The 19790-nt window shown below is 58.2% G+C and carries 15 protein-coding genes, 4 tRNA genes and 1 rRNA gene; all 20 read left to right on the forward strand.

The window, feature by feature from the left end; all coding sequences use genetic code 11:
• Positions 1-183 precede the first annotated feature (183 nt).
• The 20 genes from rrf (at position 184) to fusA (ending at position 19782) form a co-directional block, all read left to right on the forward strand.
• Positions 184-299 (forward strand): 5S ribosomal RNA (gene rrf, locus J5M71_RS13020).
• Between the two features lie 267 nt (positions 300-566).
• Positions 567-1526 (forward strand): bifunctional biotin--[acetyl-CoA-carboxylase] ligase/biotin operon repressor BirA, encoded by a 960-nt coding sequence (birA, locus tag J5M71_RS13025; protein WP_207832713.1) that lies wholly within the window; start codon positions 567-569, stop codon positions 1524-1526.
• Complete coding sequence (locus tag J5M71_RS13030; protein ID WP_207832715.1) at positions 1516-2265, forward strand: pantothenate kinase; 750 nt, start codon at positions 1516-1518, stop codon at positions 2263-2265. Before birA ends, J5M71_RS13030 begins: the two co-directional genes overlap by 11 nt.
• Positions 2266-2272: 7 nt before the next feature.
• Positions 2273-2698, forward strand: coding sequence for a hypothetical protein (locus tag J5M71_RS13035; protein ID WP_207832717.1), 426 nt, complete (start codon positions 2273-2275; stop codon positions 2696-2698).
• Between the two features lie 152 nt (positions 2699-2850).
• A tRNA-Tyr gene (locus tag J5M71_RS13040) sits at positions 2851-2934 on the forward strand.
• A gap of 24 nt (positions 2935-2958) precedes the next feature.
• Positions 2959-3032, forward strand: a tRNA-Gly gene (locus J5M71_RS13045).
• Between the two features lie 29 nt (positions 3033-3061).
• Positions 3062-3137: transfer RNA gene (locus J5M71_RS13050), tRNA-Thr, on the forward strand.
• A gap of 78 nt (positions 3138-3215) precedes the next feature.
• A complete protein-coding gene (gene tuf, locus J5M71_RS13055) occupies positions 3216-4409 on the forward strand; it encodes an elongation factor Tu (protein WP_023382632.1) in 1194 nt (397 codons plus the stop codon).
• Positions 4410-4463: 54 nt separating this feature from the next.
• Positions 4464-4539, forward strand: a tRNA-Trp gene (locus J5M71_RS13060).
• 44 nt (positions 4540-4583) lie between these two features.
• Positions 4584-4952, forward strand: a complete 369-nt coding sequence (gene secE, locus J5M71_RS13065; protein WP_003257081.1) for a preprotein translocase subunit SecE — start codon at positions 4584-4586, stop codon at positions 4950-4952.
• A 9-nt stretch (positions 4953-4961) separates the two neighbouring features.
• Entirely contained in the window at positions 4962-5495 is a 534-nt protein-coding gene (gene nusG, locus J5M71_RS13070; protein WP_207832719.1) for a transcription termination/antitermination protein NusG, read from the forward strand.
• Between the two features lie 119 nt (positions 5496-5614).
• Complete coding sequence (rplK, locus tag J5M71_RS13075; protein WP_003255500.1) at positions 5615-6046, forward strand: 50S ribosomal protein L11; 432 nt, start codon at positions 5615-5617, stop codon at positions 6044-6046.
• Complete coding sequence (gene rplA / locus J5M71_RS13080; RefSeq protein ID WP_013970629.1) at positions 6046-6741, forward strand: 50S ribosomal protein L1; 696 nt, start codon at positions 6046-6048, stop codon at positions 6739-6741. Before rplK ends, rplA begins: the two co-directional genes overlap by 1 nt.
• A gap of 197 nt (positions 6742-6938) precedes the next feature.
• Positions 6939-7439 (forward strand): 50S ribosomal protein L10, encoded by a 501-nt coding sequence (gene rplJ, locus J5M71_RS13085; protein WP_003257082.1) that lies wholly within the window; start codon positions 6939-6941, stop codon positions 7437-7439.
• A 78-nt stretch (positions 7440-7517) separates the two neighbouring features.
• Positions 7518-7886: a 50S ribosomal protein L7/L12 gene (rplL, locus tag J5M71_RS13090; RefSeq protein ID WP_011531883.1), complete on the forward strand. Its 369-nt coding sequence runs from the start codon at positions 7518-7520 to the stop codon at positions 7884-7886.
• A 220-nt stretch (positions 7887-8106) separates the two neighbouring features.
• A complete protein-coding gene (gene rpoB / locus J5M71_RS13095; RefSeq protein WP_013970631.1) occupies positions 8107-12180 on the forward strand; it encodes a DNA-directed RNA polymerase subunit beta in 4074 nt (1357 codons plus the stop codon).
• Between the two features lie 64 nt (positions 12181-12244).
• Positions 12245-16444 (forward strand): DNA-directed RNA polymerase subunit beta', encoded by a 4200-nt coding sequence (rpoC, locus tag J5M71_RS13100; RefSeq protein WP_063911036.1) that lies wholly within the window; start codon positions 12245-12247, stop codon positions 16442-16444.
• A gap of 211 nt (positions 16445-16655) precedes the next feature.
• Positions 16656-17027 carry a 30S ribosomal protein S12 gene (gene rpsL / locus J5M71_RS13105; RefSeq protein WP_003255492.1) on the forward strand — a complete coding sequence of 124 codons (372 nt, stop codon included), beginning with the start codon at positions 16656-16658 and terminating at the stop codon, positions 17025-17027.
• Between the two features lie 106 nt (positions 17028-17133).
• Positions 17134-17604, forward strand: a complete 471-nt coding sequence (rpsG, locus tag J5M71_RS13110; protein ID WP_003246741.1) for a 30S ribosomal protein S7 — start codon at positions 17134-17136, stop codon at positions 17602-17604.
• Between the two features lie 30 nt (positions 17605-17634).
• A complete protein-coding gene (gene fusA, locus J5M71_RS13115) occupies positions 17635-19782 on the forward strand; it encodes an elongation factor G (protein WP_061551336.1) in 2148 nt (715 codons plus the stop codon).
• Positions 19783-19790: the final 8 nt, after the last annotated feature.

Consider the following 19790-nt stretch of genomic DNA (forward strand, 5'->3'; position numbering starts at 1 on the left):
GCGCTGTGAGGCGTTGAGCTAACCAATACTAATTGCCCGTGAGGCTTGACCATATAACACCCAAGCAATTTGCTAGCGCAGATTGCGGTGGTGAAGACGAAAGAACCGAAAGTTCGCAACTTCACAAAATCACATATCCGGATTCGCTGGGCTGTCCATCTGGACATTCTGGCAACAGAATTTCTTGACGACCATAGAGCATTGGAACCACCTGATCCCATCCCGAACTCAGTAGTGAAACGATGCATCGCCGATGGTAGTGTGGGGTTTCCCCATGTGAGAGTAGGTCATCGTCAAGATTCATTTCGCAAAACCCCTATCTGCGCCTGCAGGTAGGGGTTTTGTCTTTGTGGCGCAAAAACTCCCGGGCATACGCGCCCCCTGTGGGAGCGGGTTCACCCGCGAACACCGGCAAAGCCGGTGCCATCCTCCGCGTCGTCTGCTTCGCCGCTAAAGCAGCTCTCACAGATTCGGCGCGGGCCCTTCGCCCTGCTGGCAGGCCCTTTTCCTATGCAAGCCAACAGCCCATAGCTATCATGCCTGCCTTATTCCAAGTCGAGACTGGCATGCTGAAGTTGTTGAATCTCCTCAAGGATGGTCGGTTCCATTCCGGAGAAGCTCTGGGGGCAGCCCTCGGGGTGAGTCGCAGCGCCGTTTGGAAGCAGCTGCAGCACCTGGAGAGCGAGCTGAACCTCACCATTCACAAGGTTCGTGGGCGCGGCTACCAGCTGGCAGCGCCACTGGCTTTGCTCGATGCCCAGGCGATCGCCGGGTTTGCCGAAGGCGAGCAGTGGCCCGTTTTCATCCATGAAACCATCGATTCGACTAACGCCGAAGGCCTGCGGCTCGCCGGGGAAGGGCAGACCGCTCCATTTTTGGTCCTGGCCGAGCGCCAGAGCGCTGGCCGTGGTCGGCGCGGTCGGCAGTGGGTCAGCCCGTTTGCCGAAAACCTCTATTACAGCCTGGTACTCCGTGTGGATGGTGGCATGCGCCAGCTTGAGGGCTTGAGCCTGGTGGTGGGGTTGGCAGTAATGCGTACCCTGCAGGCGTTTGGGGTAAAGGATGTGGGGCTCAAATGGCCCAACGATGTCCTCGTTCGGGGGCAGAAGATCACCGGCATTCTCCTGGAGTTGGTGGGTGACCCGGCAGATGTCTGTCATGTGGTCCTGGGTATCGGCATCAATGTGAACATGCAGACCAACGATCAGGTCGACCAGGTGTGGACCTCGATGCGGCGTGAAGTGGGTGCGACAATCGACCGTAACCGGCTGGTAGCGTTACTCAGTCAGCAGCTGCAACACGAATTGGCACGGCATCGTCGCTACGGTTTTGCCGCATTCCAGGAAGAATGGGAGCAGGCGCATCTCTGGCAGGGCTGCAAGGTTTCTCTGGTTGCGGGTAGTACGCGCATTGATGGCGTGGTTCTTGGCGTCGACGGGCAGGGCGGCTTGCGCCTTGAGGTGGACGGGGTGGAAAAGAGCTTCAGTGGTGGTGAGCTCAGTTTGAGGTTGCGTGATGATTCTTGAGCTCGATTGCGGTAACAGCTTCATCAAGTGGCGGGTAATCCATGTTGCTGATGCGGCGATTGAAAGCGGTGGTATCGTCGATTCCGATCAGGCGCTGGTGGCCGAAGTGGCTGCACTGGCTTCGGTGCGTCTTACCGGCTGCCGCATTGTCAGTGTGCGCAGTGAGGAAGAAAACGACGCGCTTTGCGCGATGATTGCCCAGGCGTTTGCAGTGCAGGCCCGTGTGGCGCACCCGGCCCAGGAAATGGCAGGTGTGCGCAATGGCTATGACGACTACCAGCGCCTGGGCATGGACCGTTGGTTGGCGGCGCTGGGAGCATTTCACCTGGCCAAGGGCGCCTGCCTGGTGATTGATCTGGGGACCGCTGCAAAAGCGGATTTCGTTGCGGCGGACGGCGAGCACCTGGGTGGCTACATCTGCCCGGGTATGCCATTGATGCGTAGCCAGTTGCGTACCCACACCCGGCGTATCCGTTATGACGATGCCTCCGCCGAGCGTGCATTGGCCAGCCTTGCGCCAGGGCGCTCGACTGTCGAGGCCGTCGAGCGCGGTTGCGTGTTGATGCTCCAGGGTTTTGCGCGTACCCAGCTCGAGCAGGCGCGTACGTTGTGGGGGGAGGATTTCACGGTATTCCTTACAGGTGGCGACGCGCCGCTGGTAAGGGAGGCCGTGCCGCAGGCGCGTGTCGTGCCTGACCTGGTTTTCGTAGGCCTGGCCATGGCCTGCCCATTGGATTGAGGTGCCTATGCGTTGGTTGTTTCTGCTGTTACTGGTGCTCAACGTCTTCTATTACGTGTGGCACCAGCAGGAAGCCCCGCTGAAGGTCAAGGAAGTCGCACCCTTGTCGCTGTACAAGGGGAGTCAGCAAGAGATTCGCCTGTTGCGTGAAACGGGTGTGTCGGCGCCACCCAAGCGCCGGGATGAGTGTCTGGTAGTGGGCGGTGTAACGGGGCAGGGCCAACTCGATGCACTGCGTCAGCGCCTGTTGAGCCTGGATATCGCCACGCTGCCGGTGGTAGGGCAGTTGCCTGGTGCAGATGGTCGTTGGCTCAAGGTTGCCCCGGAAAGCGAGCGTTTGCTGGACCAAACCGTCCTCGCGACTCTTTCCAACGATTTCAAAGACTTAAAACACAAAATTATTTTCTGCCAGGGTATTGCAACTGGCGAATAGCTTGATAGAATGGCGCCCGCTTCACAGGGAACACCACTCAGGTGGCAGAACTGGAAGCGGTGTCAAAGCAGCTAAGTTTCAGATTTGATTGAAAAAATTTGAAAAAACGCTTGACACTGGGGCGGCAGACAAATAGAATGCCGGCCACATCTGGAGGGATTCCCGAGCGGTCAAAGGGGACGGACTGTAAATCCGTTGCGAGAGCTTCGAAGGTTCGAATCCTTCTCCCTCCACCAGTTTTAGCGAGAGCCGCAAGCTCCGCGGGTATAGTTTAGTGGTAGAACCTCAGCCTTCCAAGCTGATGATGCGGGTTCGATTCCCGCTACCCGCTCCAAGTTTGCTGGATTTTGCACAAAGTGTTTCGCTCTTGTAGCTCAGTTGGTAGAGCACACCCTTGGTAAGGGTGAGGTCAGCGGTTCAAGTCCGCTCAAGAGCTCCATATAAACAAGGCAGATATGAAAATATCTGCCTTTGTTTTATCAGCGCAAGACTATTTCTTCTGCGGAGGATTGTATCGATGGCTAAGGAAAAGTTTGATCGTTCCCTTCCCCACGTTAACGTCGGCACTATCGGCCACGTTGACCACGGTAAGACCACTCTGACCGCAGCTCTGACTCGCGTCTGCTCCGAAGTTTTCGGTTCGGCAGTCGTTGAGTTCGACAAGATCGACTCGGCTCCGGAAGAAAAAGCGCGCGGTATCACCATCAACACCGCTCACGTCGAGTACAACTCGAACATTCGTCACTACGCTCACGTTGACTGCCCAGGTCACGCTGACTACGTGAAGAACATGATCACCGGTGCTGCCCAGATGGACGGCGCGATCCTGGTTTGCTCGGCCGCCGATGGTCCGATGCCACAAACCCGTGAGCACATCCTGCTGTCCCGTCAGGTAGGCGTTCCTTACATCGTGGTCTTCCTGAACAAGGCTGACCTGGTAGACGACGCTGAGCTGCTGGAACTGGTCGAGATGGAAGTTCGCGACCTGCTGTCCACCTACGACTTCCCAGGCGACGACACCCCGATCATCATCGGTTCGGCTCGTATGGCCCTGGAAGGCAAAGACGACAACGAAATGGGTACTACCGCTGTCAAGAAGCTGGTAGAAACTCTGGATGCCTACATCCCTGAGCCAGTTCGTGCCGTTGACCAGCCGTTCCTGATGCCGATCGAAGACGTATTCTCGATCTCGGGTCGTGGTACCGTTGTTACCGGTCGTATCGAGCGTGGTATCGTCCGCGTTCAGGATCCGCTGGAAATCGTTGGTCTGCGTGAAACTTCGACCACCACCTGCACCGGTGTCGAAATGTTCCGCAAGCTGCTGGATGAAGGCCGTGCTGGCGAGAACTGCGGCGTTCTGCTGCGTGGTACCAAGCGTGACGACGTTGAGCGTGGCCAGGTTCTGGTCAAGCCAGGTTCGGTCAAGCCGCACACCAAGTTCACCGCAGAAGTCTACGTTCTGTCGAAGGAAGAAGGCGGTCGTCACACTCCGTTCTTCAAAGGCTACCGTCCTCAGTTCTACTTCCGTACCACTGACGTGACCGGTAACTGCGAACTGCCGGAAGGCGTTGAAATGGTAATGCCAGGTGACAACATTCAGATGACTGTCACCCTGATCAAGACCATCGCAATGGAAGACGGTCTGCGCTTCGCTATCCGTGAAGGCGGTCGTACCGTCGGCGCCGGCGTCGTAGCAAAAATTATTGAATAAGTAGTTGATTTACTTGATCAGGCCGGTATAATGGCCGGCCTGATACAGCGTTACAGGTCAGTAGCTCAATTGGCAGAGCGACGGTCTCCAAAACCGTAGGTTGGGGGTTCGATTCCCTCCTGACCTGCCATTTCACCTCGGTGTGATGGCTTTCTTCTCACAGGATCCTCCTCGATGACTCCCAAAACTGAAGCCCAAGAATCGCGTTTTGATCTGTTCAAGTGGCTGGCTGTAGTGGCTTTGGTGGTTGTCGGCGTAGTGGGTAATCAGTATTACTCCGCCTCCCCGATCCTGTATCGCGTCCTCGCACTTCTCGTCCTGGCTGCTGTCGCGGGCTTTGTAGCTCTGCAGACTGCGAAGGGCAAGTCGTTCTTTGCGCTGGCGAAGGAAGCTCGTACCGAGATTCGTAAAGTCGTGTGGCCGACCCGCCAGGAAACCACCCAGACCACGCTGATTGTCGTGGCTGTCGTGCTGGTTATGGCACTGCTGCTGTGGGGTCTTGATTCCCTGCTCGGCTGGGCGGTCTCCTTGATCGTTGGCTAAAGGTGTCCCGTGGCTAAGCGTTGGTATGTTGTGCATGCTTACTCGGGTTACGAGAAGCATGTAATGCGCTCCCTGATCGAGCGCGTCAAGCTGGCTGGCATGGAAGACGATTTCGGCGAGATCCTGGTCCCGACCGAAGAAGTCGTCGAAATGCGCAACGGCCAGAAGCGCAAGAGTGAGCGTAAATTCTTCCCTGGCTATGTACTGGTCCAGATGGAGATGAACGAAGGGACTTGGCACTTGGTCAAGGACACCCCTCGTGTGATGGGCTTTATTGGCGGTACTGCAGACAAGCCTGCGCCGATCACCGATAAAGAAGCTGAGGCTATCCTGCGTCGCGTTGCTGACGGTAGCGACAAGCCGAAGCCGAAGACGCTGTTCGAGCCGGGTGAAGTGGTTCGAGTCATTGACGGTCCGTTCGCTGACTTCAATGGTAGTGTCGAAGAGGTTAACTACGAAAAGAGTCGCCTGCAGGTGGCGGTACTCATTTTCGGTCGCTCTACTCCGGTGGAGCTCGAGTTCAGCCAGGTCGAAAAGGTCTAGGCGGACAAAGCATCCCATACCCCGCAGCCCTGTGTGCTGCGGGGTTTTGTCGTCACTGGGATAAAACGCAAGTCATCCGGGGAGCCATCAGGCGTTCGTACCCGATATTGGAGTAGCTCATGGCTAAGAAGATTCAGGCTTACATCAAGCTGCAAGTTAAGGCCGGCCAGGCCAACCCAAGCCCACCCGTTGGTCCAGCACTGGGTCAACACGGTGTGAACATCATGGAATTCTGCAAGGCCTTCAACGCCCGTACCCAGGGTCAAGAAGCCGGTCTGCCGACTCCTGTGATCATCACTGTCTACAGCGACCGTAGCTTCACCTTCGAGACCAAGAGCACCCCTGCCTCGGTTCTGCTGAAGAAGGCTGCTGGCCTGACCAGTGGTTCGGCTCGTCCGAACACCGTTAAAGTCGGTACCGTTACCCGTGCTCAGCTGGAAGACATCGCGAAAGCCAAACAGGCTGACCTGACTGCCGCTGACCTGGACGCTGCTGTACGCACCATCGCTGGCTCTGCCCGCAGCATGGGCCTGAACGTGGAGGGTGTGTAATGGCTAAGCTGACCAAACGCCAAAAGGCAATCGCCGAGAAAATCGAAGCAGGCAAGGCCTACAACTTCGAAGAAGCGGCCACTCTGCTGGCTTCGCTGCCGGCTGCCAAGTTCGTAGAGTCCTACGACATCGCCGTTAACCTCGGTGTTGACCCGCGTAAATCCGACCAGGTCGTACGTAGCGCTACTGTGCTGCCACACGGCACTGGCAAGACCGTTCGCGTTGCCGTCTTCACCCAGGGCCCAGCTGCTGAAGCCGCTCTGGCTGCCGGCGCTGACCGCGTAGGTATGGACGATCTGGCTGCCGAAATGAAAGGCGGCGACCTGAACTATGACGTCGTCATCGCATCGCCTGATGCCATGCGTGTCGTAGGTCAGCTGGGTCAGGTTCTGGGTCCTCGCGGCCTGATGCCTAACCCGAAAGTTGGTACCGTGACCCCAGACGTAGCCGGCGCCGTCAAGAACGCCAAGGCTGGTCAGGTTCGCTACCGTACCGACAAGAACGGTATCATCCACACCTCCGTTGGCAAGGTCGGCTTCGAAGCTGGCAAGCTGAAGGAAAACGTTGAAGCCCTGATCGCTGATCTGAAGCGTATCAAGCCAGCTTCCTCGAAAGGTATCTACGTCAAGCGCGTTACCCTGAGCACCACCATGGGCCCAGGTCTGGTCATCGATCAGAGCTCGCTGAACGTGTAAGAACTTGGTGGCGCGACCTGTCGCGCCACCAGCAAAAATTGGGGTCCCTGCCTGGCGGGGGCTATCCAAGACCGTAGGCGGCGCAAGCCTTAAAACACCAGCCCACGCAGATGGTGCTCCCGATTCGTTACCGAATCAGACACCAAAACGACATCCGGCTTCGGCCAGATGAAACGGTAGAAACCAGGAGTAAACCCGTGGCAATTAAACTCGAAGACAAGAAGGCCATCGTCGCTGAAGTCAACGAGGCTGCCAAAGTCGCTCTGTCCGCTGTCGTGGCTGATGCCCGTGGTGTGACTGTAGGCGCAATGACCGGACTCCGTAAAGAGGCCCGCGAAGCTGGCGTTTACGTACGTGTCGTACGTAACACCCTGCTGAAGCGCGCTGTTGAAGGCACCGAATTCTCGATCCTCAACGACGCGTTCAAAGGCCCGACCCTGATTGCTTTCTCCAACGAACACCCGGGCGCTGCTGCTCGTCTGTTCAAAGAGTTCGCCAAGGGTCAGGACAAGTTCGAGATCAAGGCAGCTGCGTTTGACGGCAAGTTCCTTGCCGCTAACCAGATCGACGTGCTGGCAACCCTGCCAACTCGCGACGAGGCTATCGCACAGCTGATGAGCGTGATCCAAGGTGCAACCAGCAAGCTGGCTCGTACCCTGGCAGCTCTGCGCGACCAGAAAGAAGCTGCTGCTGCCTAAGGCACGCGCACCTCTTTCAAAATCATACGTTTAATTTGATGGCTGCGTAGGCTGTCACCCCAATACAGGATTTAAGTCATGTCTCTGACTAACGAACAAATCATCGAAGCGATCGGCCAGAAAACTGTTCTGGAAATTGTTGAACTGATCAAAGCGATGGAAGAAACCTTCGGCGTTACCGCTGCTGCCGCTGTTGCCGCTGGCCCAGCTGTTGCTGCCGCTGCTGCTGAAGAGCAGACCGAGTTCAACGTCGTTCTGACCGAAGCTGGCGACAAGAAAGTAAACGTGATCAAGGCCGTTCGTGAACTGACCGGTCTGGGCCTGAAAGAAGCCAAAGAGAAAGTCGACGGCGCTCCTCAGGTTATCGCTGAAGGCGTTTCGAAAGAAGCCGCTGAAGACGCGAAGAAGAAGCTGGAAGAAGCTGGCGCTAAAGTCGAGCTGAAGTAATCTCGACCTTGCGACTCCAGTCCGAGCGTTGAGCGAAGGGCTGATGGCTGGTGGCTTATGCCACCGGCCTTTTTCCGTTATTGGTGGCCGGTCAGGCCGGCCCCGATAACAAGCTGCAAGACACCCATGTGGGTGGCGCAAACCAAGGGGTTTGCACGATTTTCTGGCTGCTCCCGCCGGGAGAAGCCAAACAAGCAGGTGACCAAGCTGGGGAACGCTGATGGCTTACTCATACACTGAGAAAAAACGTATCCGCAAGGACTTTAGCAAGTTGCCGGACGTCATGGATGTGCCTTACCTCCTGGCCATCCAGCTGGATTCGTATCGCGAATTCCTGCAAGCGGGAGCATCCAAGGATCAGTTCCGCGACGTCGGCCTGCACGCGGCCTTCAAATCGGTATTTCCGATCATCAGCTACTCCGGCAATGCTGCCCTGGAGTACGTAGGCTATCGCCTGGGCGAACCCGCCTTCGATGTGAAGGAATGTGTCCTGCGTGGCGTGACCTTCGCGGTCCCACTGCGGGTCAAGGTGCGCCTGATCATCTTCGACAAGGAATCGTCGAACAAAGCGATCAAGGACATCAAAGAGCAAGAAGTCTACATGGGTGAAATCCCCCTGATGACTGAGAACGGTACCTTCGTAATCAACGGTACCGAGCGTGTGATCGTTTCCCAGCTGCACCGTTCGCCTGGTGTGTTCTTCGACCACGACCGTGGCAAGACTCACAGCTCCGGCAAGCTGCTGTACTCCGCTCGCATCATCCCTTACCGCGGTTCGTGGCTGGACTTCGAGTTCGACCCGAAGGACTGCGTGTTCGTACGTATCGACCGTCGCCGCAAACTGCCGGCCTCGGTGCTGCTGCGTGCGCTGGGTTACAGCACTGAAGAAGTGCTGAACACCTTCTACACCACCAACGTCTTCCACATTTCCGGCGAGAAACTCAGCCTGGAACTGGTGCCGCAGCGTCTGCGTGGTGAGGTTGCGGTCATGGATATCCATGACGAAACCGGTAAAGTCATCGTCGAGCAGGGCCGCCGTATTACCGCGCGCCACATCAACCAGCTCGAGAAGGCCGGCGTCAAGCAGCTGGACGTTCCTATGGAATACGTCCTGGGCCGCACTACCGCCAAGGCCATCGTGCATCCGGCTACCGGCGAGATCCTGGCCGAATGCAACACCGAGATGACCACCGAACTGCTGATCAAGGTCGCCAAGGCACAGGTCGTCCGTATCGAGACCCTGTACACCAACGACATCGATTGCGGTCCGTTCATCTCCGACACCCTGAAGATCGACACCACCAGCAACCAGCTGGAAGCCCTGGTCGAGATCTACCGCATGATGCGTCCTGGCGAGCCGCCAACCAAGGATGCTGCCGAGACCCTGTTCAACAACCTGTTCTTCAGCGCCGAGCGTTACGACCTGTCCGCCGTTGGCCGCATGAAGTTCAACCGTCGTATCGGTCGTACCGAGATCGAAGGTTCGGGCGTGCTGAGCAAGGAAGATATCGTCGAGGTTCTGAAGACCCTGGTCGACATCCGTAACGGCAAAGGCATCGTCGACGACATCGACCACCTGGGTAACCGTCGCGTACGTTGCGTCGGCGAGATGGCCGAGAACCAGTTCCGCGTTGGCCTGGTGCGTGTCGAGCGCGCGGTCAAGGAACGCCTGTCGATGGCGGAAAGCGAAGGCCTGATGCCGCAAGACCTGATCAACGCCAAGCCGGTTGCGGCGGCGGTGAAAGAGTTCTTCGGCTCCAGCCAGCTGTCCCAGTTCATGGACCAGAACAACCCGCTCTCCGAGATCACCCACAAGCGCCGCGTCTCCGCACTCGGCCCAGGCGGTCTGACCCGTGAGCGTGCCGGCTTCGAAGTCCGTGACGTACACCCGACCCACTACGGCCGTGTGTGCCCGATCGAGACCCCTGAAGGTCCGAACATCGGTCTGATCAACTCCCTGGCAGCCTATGCCCGCACCAACCAGTACGGCTTCCTGGAAAGCCCGTACCGCGTGGTGAAGGAAGGCGTGGTCAGCGACGACATCGTGTTCCTGTCGGCTATTGAAGAAGCGGATCACGTCATCGCCCAGGCTTCGGCCGCGATGAACGAGAAGAAGCAGCTGATCGATGAGCTGGTAGCTGTTCGTCACCTGAACGAATTCACCGTCAAGGCGCCGGAAGACGTCACCCTGATGGACGTTTCGCCGAAGCAGGTTGTTTCCGTCGCTGCGTCGCTGATTCCGTTCCTCGAGCACGACGACGCCAACCGTGCATTGATGGGTTCGAACATGCAGCGTCAGGCTGTACCGACCCTGCGCGCCGACAAGCCGCTGGTAGGTACCGGCATGGAGCGCAACGTCGCCCGTGACTCCGGTGTCTGCGTGGTTGCTCGCCGCGGTGGTGTGATCGACTCGGTCGACGCCAGCCGTATCGTTGTTCGCGTTGCCGACGACGAAGTGGAAACCGGCGAAGCAGGTGTGGATATCTACAACCTGACCAAGTACACCCGTTCGAACCAGAACACCTGCATCAACCAGCGTCCGCTGGTGAGCAAGGGTGACAAGGTTCAGCGTGGCGACATCATGGCCGACGGCCCGTCCACCGACATGGGTGAACTGGCACTGGGTCAGAACATGCGCATCGCGTTCATGGCGTGGAACGGCTTCAACTTCGAAGACTCCATCTGCCTGTCCGAGCGTGTGGTCCAGGAAGACCGCTTCACCACCATCCACATCCAGGAACTGACCTGTGTGGCGCGTGACACCAAGCTTGGCCCAGAGGAAATCACTGCGGACATCCCGAACGTGGGTGAAGCCGCACTGAACAAGCTGGACGAAGCCGGTATCGTCTACGTGGGTGCCGAAGTCGGCGCTGGCGACATCCTGGTCGGCAAGGTAACGCCAAAAGGCGAAACCCAGCTGACTCCGGAAGAAAAACTGCTGCGCGCAATCTTCGGTGAGAAGGCCAGCGACGTTAAGGACACCTCCCTGCGCGTGCCAACCGGCACCAAGGGTACCGTCATCGACGTACAGGTCTTCACCCGTGATGGCGTCGAGCGCGACAGTCGCGCCCTGGCCATCGAGAAGATGCAGCTGGACGAGATCCGCAAGGACCTCAACGAAGAGTTCCGCATCGTCGAAGGTGCAACCTTCGAGCGTCTGCGTTCTGCCCTGAACGGCCAGGTGGTCGACGGTGGCGCGGGCCTGAAGAAAGGCACCGTGATCACTGACGAAGTGCTGGACGGTCTGGAGCACGGCCAGTGGTTCAAACTGCGCATGGCCGAAGATGCACTGAACGAGCAGCTGGAAAAGGCTCAGCAGTACATCGTCGATCGTCGCCGTCTGCTGGACGACAAGTTCGAAGACAAGAAGCGCAAGCTGCAGCAGGGCGATGACCTGGCACCGGGCGTACTGAAGATCGTCAAGGTCTACCTGGCAATCCGCCGTCGCATCCAGCCGGGTGACAAGATGGCCGGTCGTCACGGTAACAAGGGTGTTGTCTCGGTAATCATGCCGGTCGAAGACATGCCGCACGACGCCAACGGTACTCCGGTCGATGTCGTACTGAACCCGCTGGGTGTACCTTCGCGTATGAACGTCGGTCAGATCCTCGAAACCCACCTGGGCCTGGCGGCCAAGGGCTTGGGCGAGAAGATCGACCGCATGATCGAAGAGCAGCGCAAGGCCGCTGAACTGCGCGTGTTCCTGACCGAGGTCTACAACGAGATCGGCGGTCGCCAGGAAAACCTGGACGAGTTCACCGACGAAGAGATCCTGGCCCTGGCCCACAACCTGAAGAAGGGCGTGCCAATGGCTACCCCGGTCTTCGACGGTGCCAAGGAGCGCGAGATCAAGGCCATGCTGAAGCTGGCCGACCTGCCAGAGAGCGGCCAGATGGTGCTGTTCGATGGCCGTACCGGCAACAAGTTCGAGCGTCCTGTGACCGTTGGTTACATGTACATGCTCAAGCTGAACCACTTGGTGGACGACAAGATGCACGCGCGTTCCACTGGTTCCTACAGCCTGGTTACCCAGCAGCCGCTGGGTGGTAAGGCGCAGTTCGGTGGTCAGCGTTTCGGGGAGATGGAAGTGTGGGCGCTGGAAGCATACGGCGCGGCATACACCCTGCAAGAAATGCTCACAGTGAAGTCGGACGACGTGAACGGCCGTACCAAGATGTACAAGAACATCGTGGATGGCGATCACCGTATGGAGCCGGGCATGCCCGAGTCCTTCAACGTGTTGATCAAAGAGATCCGTTCGCTCGGTATCGATATCGATCTGGAAACCGAATAACACGTGACGCGAAGGGGAGTGGGGCAGGTAATGCCCGCTCCCTGCTCCGCCAGGAGGAAAGGCCTTGAAAGACCTACTGAATTTGCTGAAAAACCAGGGTCAAGTCGAAGAGTTCGACGCCATCCGCATCGGTCTGGCGTCGCCTGAAATGATCCGTTCGTGGTCGTTCGGTGAAGTTAAGAAGCCGGAAACCATCAACTACCGTACGTTCAAGCCTGAGCGTGACGGCCTGTTCTGCGCCAAGATCTTTGGCCCAGTCAAGGACTACGAGTGCCTGTGCGGCAAGTACAAGCGCCTCAAGCACCGCGGCGTGATCTGCGAGAAGTGCGGCGTTGAAGTTGCCCTGGCAAAAGTTCGTCGTGAGCGCATGGCGCACATCGAGCTGGCCTCGCCGGTTGCCCACATCTGGTTCCTGAAATCGCTGCCGTCCCGTATCGGCCTGCTGATGGACATGACCCTGCGTGACATCGAGCGCGTGCTCTACTTCGAGAGCTACGTCGTTATCGATCCGGGCATGACCACCCTGGAAAAGGGCCAGCTGCTGAACGACGAGCAGTACTTCGAAGCGCTGGAAGAGTTCGGTGACGACTTCGACGCCCGCATGGGTGCCGAGGCTGTTCGCGAGCTGCTGCATGCTATCGACCTGGAGCACGAGATCGGTCGCCTGCGCGAAGAAATTCCGCAGACCAACTCGGAAACCAAGATCAAGAAGCTGTCCAAGCGCCTGAAGCTGATGGAAGCGTTCCAGGGCTCGGGCAACCTGCCTGAGTGGATGGTCCTGACCGTCCTGCCAGTGCTGCCGCCGGACCTGCGTCCGCTGGTTCCGCTGGATGGTGGCCGCTTCGCGACCTCCGACCTGAACGACCTGTATCGTCGGGTGATCAACCGTAACAACCGTCTGAAGCGCCTGCTGGATCTGTCGGCGCCGGACATCATCGTGCGCAACGAAAAGCGCATGCTGCAGGAAGCGGTCGACGCCCTGCTGGACAACGGCCGTCGCGGTCGCGCCATCACTGGCTCGAACAAGCGTCCGCTGAAGTCCCTGGCCGACATGATCAAAGGTAAGCAAGGTCGCTTCCGTCAGAACCTGCTCGGTAAGCGTGTGGACTACTCCGGCCGTTCGGTAATTACCGTAGGCCCGACCCTGCGTCTGCACCAGTGCGGTCTGCCGAAGAAGATGGCCCTCGAGCTGTTCAAGCCGTTCATTTTCGGCAAGCTGGAAATGCGTGGTCTGGCGACCACCATCAAGGCTGCCAAGAAGATGGTCGAGCGCGAGCTGCCAGAGGTGTGGGACGTGCTCGCCGAGGTGATCCGCGAACACCCCGTGCTGCTCAACCGTGCACCGACCCTGCACCGTCTGGGTATCCAGGCCTTTGAACCGGTTCTGATCGAAGGTAAGGCTATCCAGCTGCACCCGCTGGTCTGTGCCGCGTACAACGCCGACTTCGACGGTGACCAGATGGCCGTTCACGTGCCGCTGACCCTGGAAGCCCAGCTCGAAGCGCGTGCGCTGATGATGTCGACCAACAACATCCTGTCGCCAGCCAACGGTGAGCCAATCATCGTTCCGTCGCAGGACGTGGTACTGGGTCTGTACTACATGACCCGTGAAGCCATCAACGCCAAGGGCGAAGGTCGCGTGTTCGCCGACCTGCAGGAAGTCGACCGCGTATTCCGCGCCGGCGAGGCTGCCCTGCACGCGAAAATCAAGGTTCGTATCAACGAAACCGTGAAAGAGCGTGACGGTTCCGTGGTCAAGAACACCCGCATCGTCGACACCACCGTCGGCCGTGCGCTGCTGTTCCAGGTTGTACCGGCAGGCCTGCCGTACGACGTGGTCAACCAGCCGATGAAGAAGAAGGCGATCTCCAAGCTGATCAACCAGTGCTACCGCGTGGTTGGTCTGAAAGAGACCGTTATCTTCGCTGACCAGCTGATGTACACCGGTTTCGCTTACTCGACCATTTCCGGCGTTTCCATCGGTGTTAACGACTTCGTTATCCCGGACGAGAAAGCCCGCATCATCGGTACCGCTACCGACGAAGTGAAGGAAATCGAGAGTCAGTACGCCTCCGGCCTGGTAACCCAGGGCGAGAAGTACAACAAGGTCATCGACTTGTGGTCGAAGGCGAACGACGAAGTGTCCAAGGCGATGATGGCCAACCTCTCGAAAGAGAAGGTCATCGACCGCGAAGGCAAGGAAGTCGAGCAAGAGTCCTTCAACTCGATGTACATGATGGCTGACTCTGGTGCGCGTGGTTCGGCAGCCCAGATCCGTCAGCTGGCCGGTATGCGTGGCCTGATGGCCAAGCCGGACGGCTCCATCATCGAGACGCCGATCACCGCGAACTTCCGTGAAGGTCTGAGCGTTCTGCAGTACTTCATTTCGACCCACGGTGCTCGTAAGGGTCTGGCGGATACCGCACTGAAGACTGCGAACTCCGGTTACCTGACTCGTCGTCTGGTAGACGTTGCCCAGGATCTGGTGGTTACCGAGATCGACTGCGGCACCGACCAGGGCCTGCTGATGACCCCGCACATCGAAGGCGGCGACGTTGTAGAGCCGCTGGGTGAGCGTGTACTGGGTCGTGTCATCGCCCGTGACGTGTTCAAGCCAGGCACCGAGGACGTCATCGTTCCGGCCGGTACCCTGGTTGACGAGAAGTGGGTCGAGTTCATCGAGCTGAACAGCATCGACGAAGTGGTCGTGCGTTCGCCGATCAACTGCGAAACCCGCTACGGCATCTGCGCCAAGTGCTACGGTCGTGACCTGGCTCGCGGTCACCAGGTGAACATCGGTGAAGCTGTCGGCGTTATCGCTGCCCAGTCGATCGGTGAGCCGGGTACCCAGCTGACCATGCGTACGTTCCACATCGGTGGTGCTGCGAGCCGTACCTCGGCTGCCGACAGCGTCCAGGTGAAGAACGGCGGTATGGTGCGTCTGCACAACCTGAAGCAGGTAGAGCGTGCTGATGGCAACCTTGTTGCCGTATCGCGTTCGGGCGAGTTGGCCATTGCCGACGAGTTCGGTCGTGAGCGTGAGCGCTACAAGCTGCCTTACGGTGCGGTGATTTCGGTCAAGGAAGGTGACAAGGTCGAAGCTGGCGCCATCGTCGCCAAGTGGGACCCGCACACCCACCCGATCGTTACCGAACTGAAAGGTACCGTGACCTTCGTGGGCATGGAAGAAGGCATCACCATCAAGCGTCAGACCGACGAATTGACCGGTTTGACCAACATTGAAGTTCTGGACGTCAAGGATCGCCCTGCCGCTGGTAAGGAAATCCGTCCGGCGATCAAGATGGTCGACGCTTCTGGCAAGGACCTGTACCTGCCAGGTACCGACGTACCTGCCCAGTACTTCCTGCCGGCCAACGCCCTCGTCGGTGTGGCTGACGGTGCCCAGATCGGTGTTGGTGACGTTATCGCGCGTATCCCGCAAGAAACGTCGAAGACCCGTGACATCACCGGTGGTCTGCCGCGCGTTGCCGACCTGTTCGAAGCGCGCCGTCCGAAAGAAGCCTCGATTCTGGCTGAAGTCAGCGGCACCATCGCGTTCGGTAAGGAGACCAAGGGCAAGCGTCGTCTGGTCATCACCCCGACCGACGGTAGCGATCCGTACGAAGAGCTGATTCCGAAGTGGCGCCACCTGAACGTCTTCGAAGGCGAACAGGTAAACCGCGGCGAAGTTATCTCCGACGGCCCGAGCGATCCGCACGACATCCTGCGTCTGCTGGGTGTGAGCGCGCTGGCGAAGTACATCGTCAACGAGATCCAGGACGTTTACCGTCTGCAAGGCGTTAAGATCAACGACAAGCACATCGAGACCATCCTGCGTCAGATGCTGCGCAAGGTCGAGATCTCCGAGTCGGGCGATTCCAGCTTCATCAAGGGCGACCAGATGGAACTGACCCAGGTACTGGTAGAGAACGAGCGTCTCGCCGCCGAGGACAAGTTCGTCTCCAAGTTCACCCGCGTGCTGCTGGGTATCACCAAGGCGTCGCTGTCGACCGAGTCGTTCATCTCCGCGGCTTCCTTCCAGGAAACCACCCGCGTACTGACCGAAGCGGCGGTAACCGGCAAGCGCGACTACCTGCGCGGCCTGAAAGAGAACGTGGTCGTGGGTCGTCTGATCCCGGCCGGTACTGGTCTGGCCTACCACAGCGAGCGCAAGCGTCGCCGTGATGCCGACAAACCGCTGCGTGTGAGCGCCAGTGAGGTGGAAGCCGCACTGACCGAAGCGCTGAATTCCAGCGGTAACTAAGTACAGGGCAGGGCCCCGGCAAGCCCCGAACGGTCATCGATGACATGAAATGTTGCCGATGATCGGACGGGGAGGGCCGGGGCCTCGTCTTGACTGGGTGCAAGATCCTCTTTAGACTTTTGTACCCTTAAATTTGGTGAGGCTCCGTCTCGCCAATTTTTGGCTTTCTTGCAAGACAATAGAGTCGCAAGACAATCAGTGGAGCTAGTAGATGGCAACTATCAACCAGCTGGTACGTCAGCCGCGTAAGCGTTCGGTCGAGAAGTCCGACGTTCCTGCGCTGCAGAACTGCCCGCAGCGTCGTGGCGTGTGCACCCGCGTGTACACCACCACGCCGAAAAAACCTAACTCGGCACTGCGTAAAGTATGCCGTGTGCGTCTGACCAACGGTTTCGAGGTTTCCTCGTACATCGGTGGTGAAGGCCACAACCTGCAAGAGCACAGCGTCGTCCTGATCCGTGGCGGCCGTGTAAAAGACTTGCCAGGTGTTCGTTACCACACCGTTCGCGGCTCTCTGGATACTTCGGGCGTTAAAGGCCGTAACCAGGGTCGTTCGAAGTACGGTACCAAGCGTCCGAAGTAATCGGTCGTTTGCAGACATCCATTTATTTGAGTCGATAAGAGTAAGGTCGGGCAGGGGTCGAAAGACCTGGTCCCGGGCTAACCTGAAGACCGTTTGAGGGCTTATCATGCCAAGACGTCGTGTAGCAGCAAAACGTGAGATCCTTGACGATCCGAAGTACGGATCCCAGATTCTCGCCAAGTTCATGAACCACGTGATGGAAAGCGGCAAGAAGGCTGTAGCCGAGCGCATCGTTTACGGTGCCCTGGATACCGTCAAAGCCCGCAAGAACAGCGACCCCCTGGAAATCTTCGAGAAAGCTCTCGACGCCATCGCTCCGCTGGTCGAAGTTAAGTCCCGTCGTGTCGGCGGTGCCACTTACCAGGTTCCGGTTGAAGTTCGTCCATCCCGTCGTAACGCTCTGGCAATGCGCTGGCTCGTAGACTACGCCCGCAAGCGCGGCGAGAAGTCGATGGCTCTGCGCCTGGCCGGCGAGCTGCTGGATGCTGCTGAAGGCAAGGGTGCTGCAGTCAAGAAGCGTGAAGACGTGCACCGTATGGCCGAGGCCAACAAAGCGTTCTCGCACTACCGCTTCTAATTCAAGCATCAATCATTTTGCGAGGGCTTTATGGCTCGTACTACAGCAATTAACCGCTACCGTAACATCGGTATCTGCGCCCACGTTGACGCGGGCAAGACTACCACTACCGAGCGGATCCTGTTCTACACAGGTCTGAGCCACAAGATGGGCGAGGTGCACGACGGCGCCGCGACCACCGACTGGATGGTGCAGGAGCAGGAGCGCGGTATCACCATTACCTCCGCTGCCGTTACCACCTTCTGGAAAGGTTCCCGTGGTCAGTATGACAACTACCGCGTAAACGTCATCGATACCCCCGGCCACGTTGACTTCACCATTGAAGTAGAGCGTTCGCTGCGTGTACTCGACGGCGCGGTCGTTGTGTTCTGCGGTACCTCCGGCGTTGAGCCGCAGTCCGAAACCGTATGGCGTCAGGCCAACAAGTACGGCGTTCCACGTGTTGTCTACGTGAACAAGATGGACCGTGCTGGTGCCAACTTCCTGCGCGTTGTCGGCCAGATCAAGAACCGCCTGGGTCACACCCCGGTTCCGGTCCAGCTGGCTATCGGTGCAGAAGACGACTTCCAGGGTCAGGTTGACCTGATCAAGATGAAAGCCATCTACTGGAACGAAGACGACAAGGGCACCACCTACCGCGAGGAAGAAATTCCTGCGGATATGGTCGACCTGGCTAACGAATGGCGCAACAACATGGTTGAAGCTGCCGCCGAAGCCAACGAAGAGCTGATGAACAAGTACCTTGAAGAAGGTGACCTGTCCGTCGAAGACATCAAGGCCGGTCTGCGCGCGCGTACCCTGGCCAGCGAGATCGTTCCGGCTGTCTGCGGTTCGTCGTTCAAGAACAAGGGCGTTCCCCTGGTTCTCGACGCCGTTATCGACTTCCTGCCTGCTCCGACCGAGATTCCTGCGATCAAGGGTATCCACCCTGATCTGGCCGAAGTGCCGAAGGATGAAATCACCGAAGCGCAGCAGGACGAGCGTCACGCTGACGACGCAGAGCCGTTCTCGGCCTTGGCGTTCAAGATCGCTACCGACCCGTTCGTAGGTACCCTGACCTTCGTTCGCGTTTACTCGGGCGTTCTGACCTCTGGTGACTCGGTCATCAACTCGGTCAAAGGCAAGAAAGAGCGCGTTGGTCGTATGGTGCAGATGCACGCCAACCAGCGTGAAGAGATCAAGGAAGTGCGCGCTGGCGACATCGCGGCCCTGATCGGCATGAAGGACGTTACCACTGGTGAAACCCTGTGCGACGCTGACAAGCCAATCATCCTTGAGCGCATGGACTTCCCGGAGCCAGTGATTTCGCTGTCTGTCGAGCCGAAGACCAAGCAGGACCAGGAAAAGATGGGTATCGCTCTGGGCAAACTGGCTCAGGAAGACCCGTCGTTCCGCGTCAAGACCGACGAAGAGACTGGCCAGACCATCATCTCCGGTATGGGTGAGCTGCACCTGGACATCATCGTTGACCGCATGAAGCGTGAATTCAACGTTGAGGCCAACATCGGCAAGCCGCAGGTTTCGTACCGCGAGAAGATCACCAAGTCCGGTGTCGAGATCGAAGGCAAGTTCGTTCGCCAGTCGGGCGGTCGTGGTCAGTTCGGTCACTGCTGGATCCGTTTCTCGGAGCCAGAGCAGGACGACAAGGGCAACATCACCGAAGGTCTGGTGTTCTCCAACGAAGTCGTTGGTGGTGTAATTCCTAAGGAATACATCCCTGCGATCCAGAAGGGTATCGAAGAGCAGATGAAAAACGGCGTTGTTGCCGGTTATCCTCTGATCGGCCTGAAGGCCGCGGTATTCGATGGTTCGTACCACGACGTCGACTCCAACGAAATGGCGTTCAAGATCGCCGCTTCGATGGCAACCAAGCAACTGGCCCAGAAGGGCGGTGGCGTGGTTCTCGAGCCGATCATGAAGGTCGAAGTTGTAACCCCGGAAGACTACCTGGGTGACGTGATGGGTGACCTGAACCGTCGTCGTGGTCTGGTCCAGGGTATGGATGAGTCGGTCTCTGGCCGTGTCGTCCGCGCTGAAGTTCCGCTCGGAGAGATGTTCGGTTACGCAACCGACGTTCGTTCCATGTCTCAGGGTCGCGCAAGCTACTCCATGGAATTCTCCAAATACGCCGAAGCTCCGTCGAACATCGTCGAAGCACTCGTTAAAAAACAAGGCTAATCCCCTTT

Origin of the sequence: Pseudomonas sp. 43(2021), assembly GCF_017490805.1 — a bacterium.
GTDB lineage: Bacteria > Pseudomonadota > Gammaproteobacteria > Pseudomonadales > Pseudomonadaceae > Aquipseudomonas.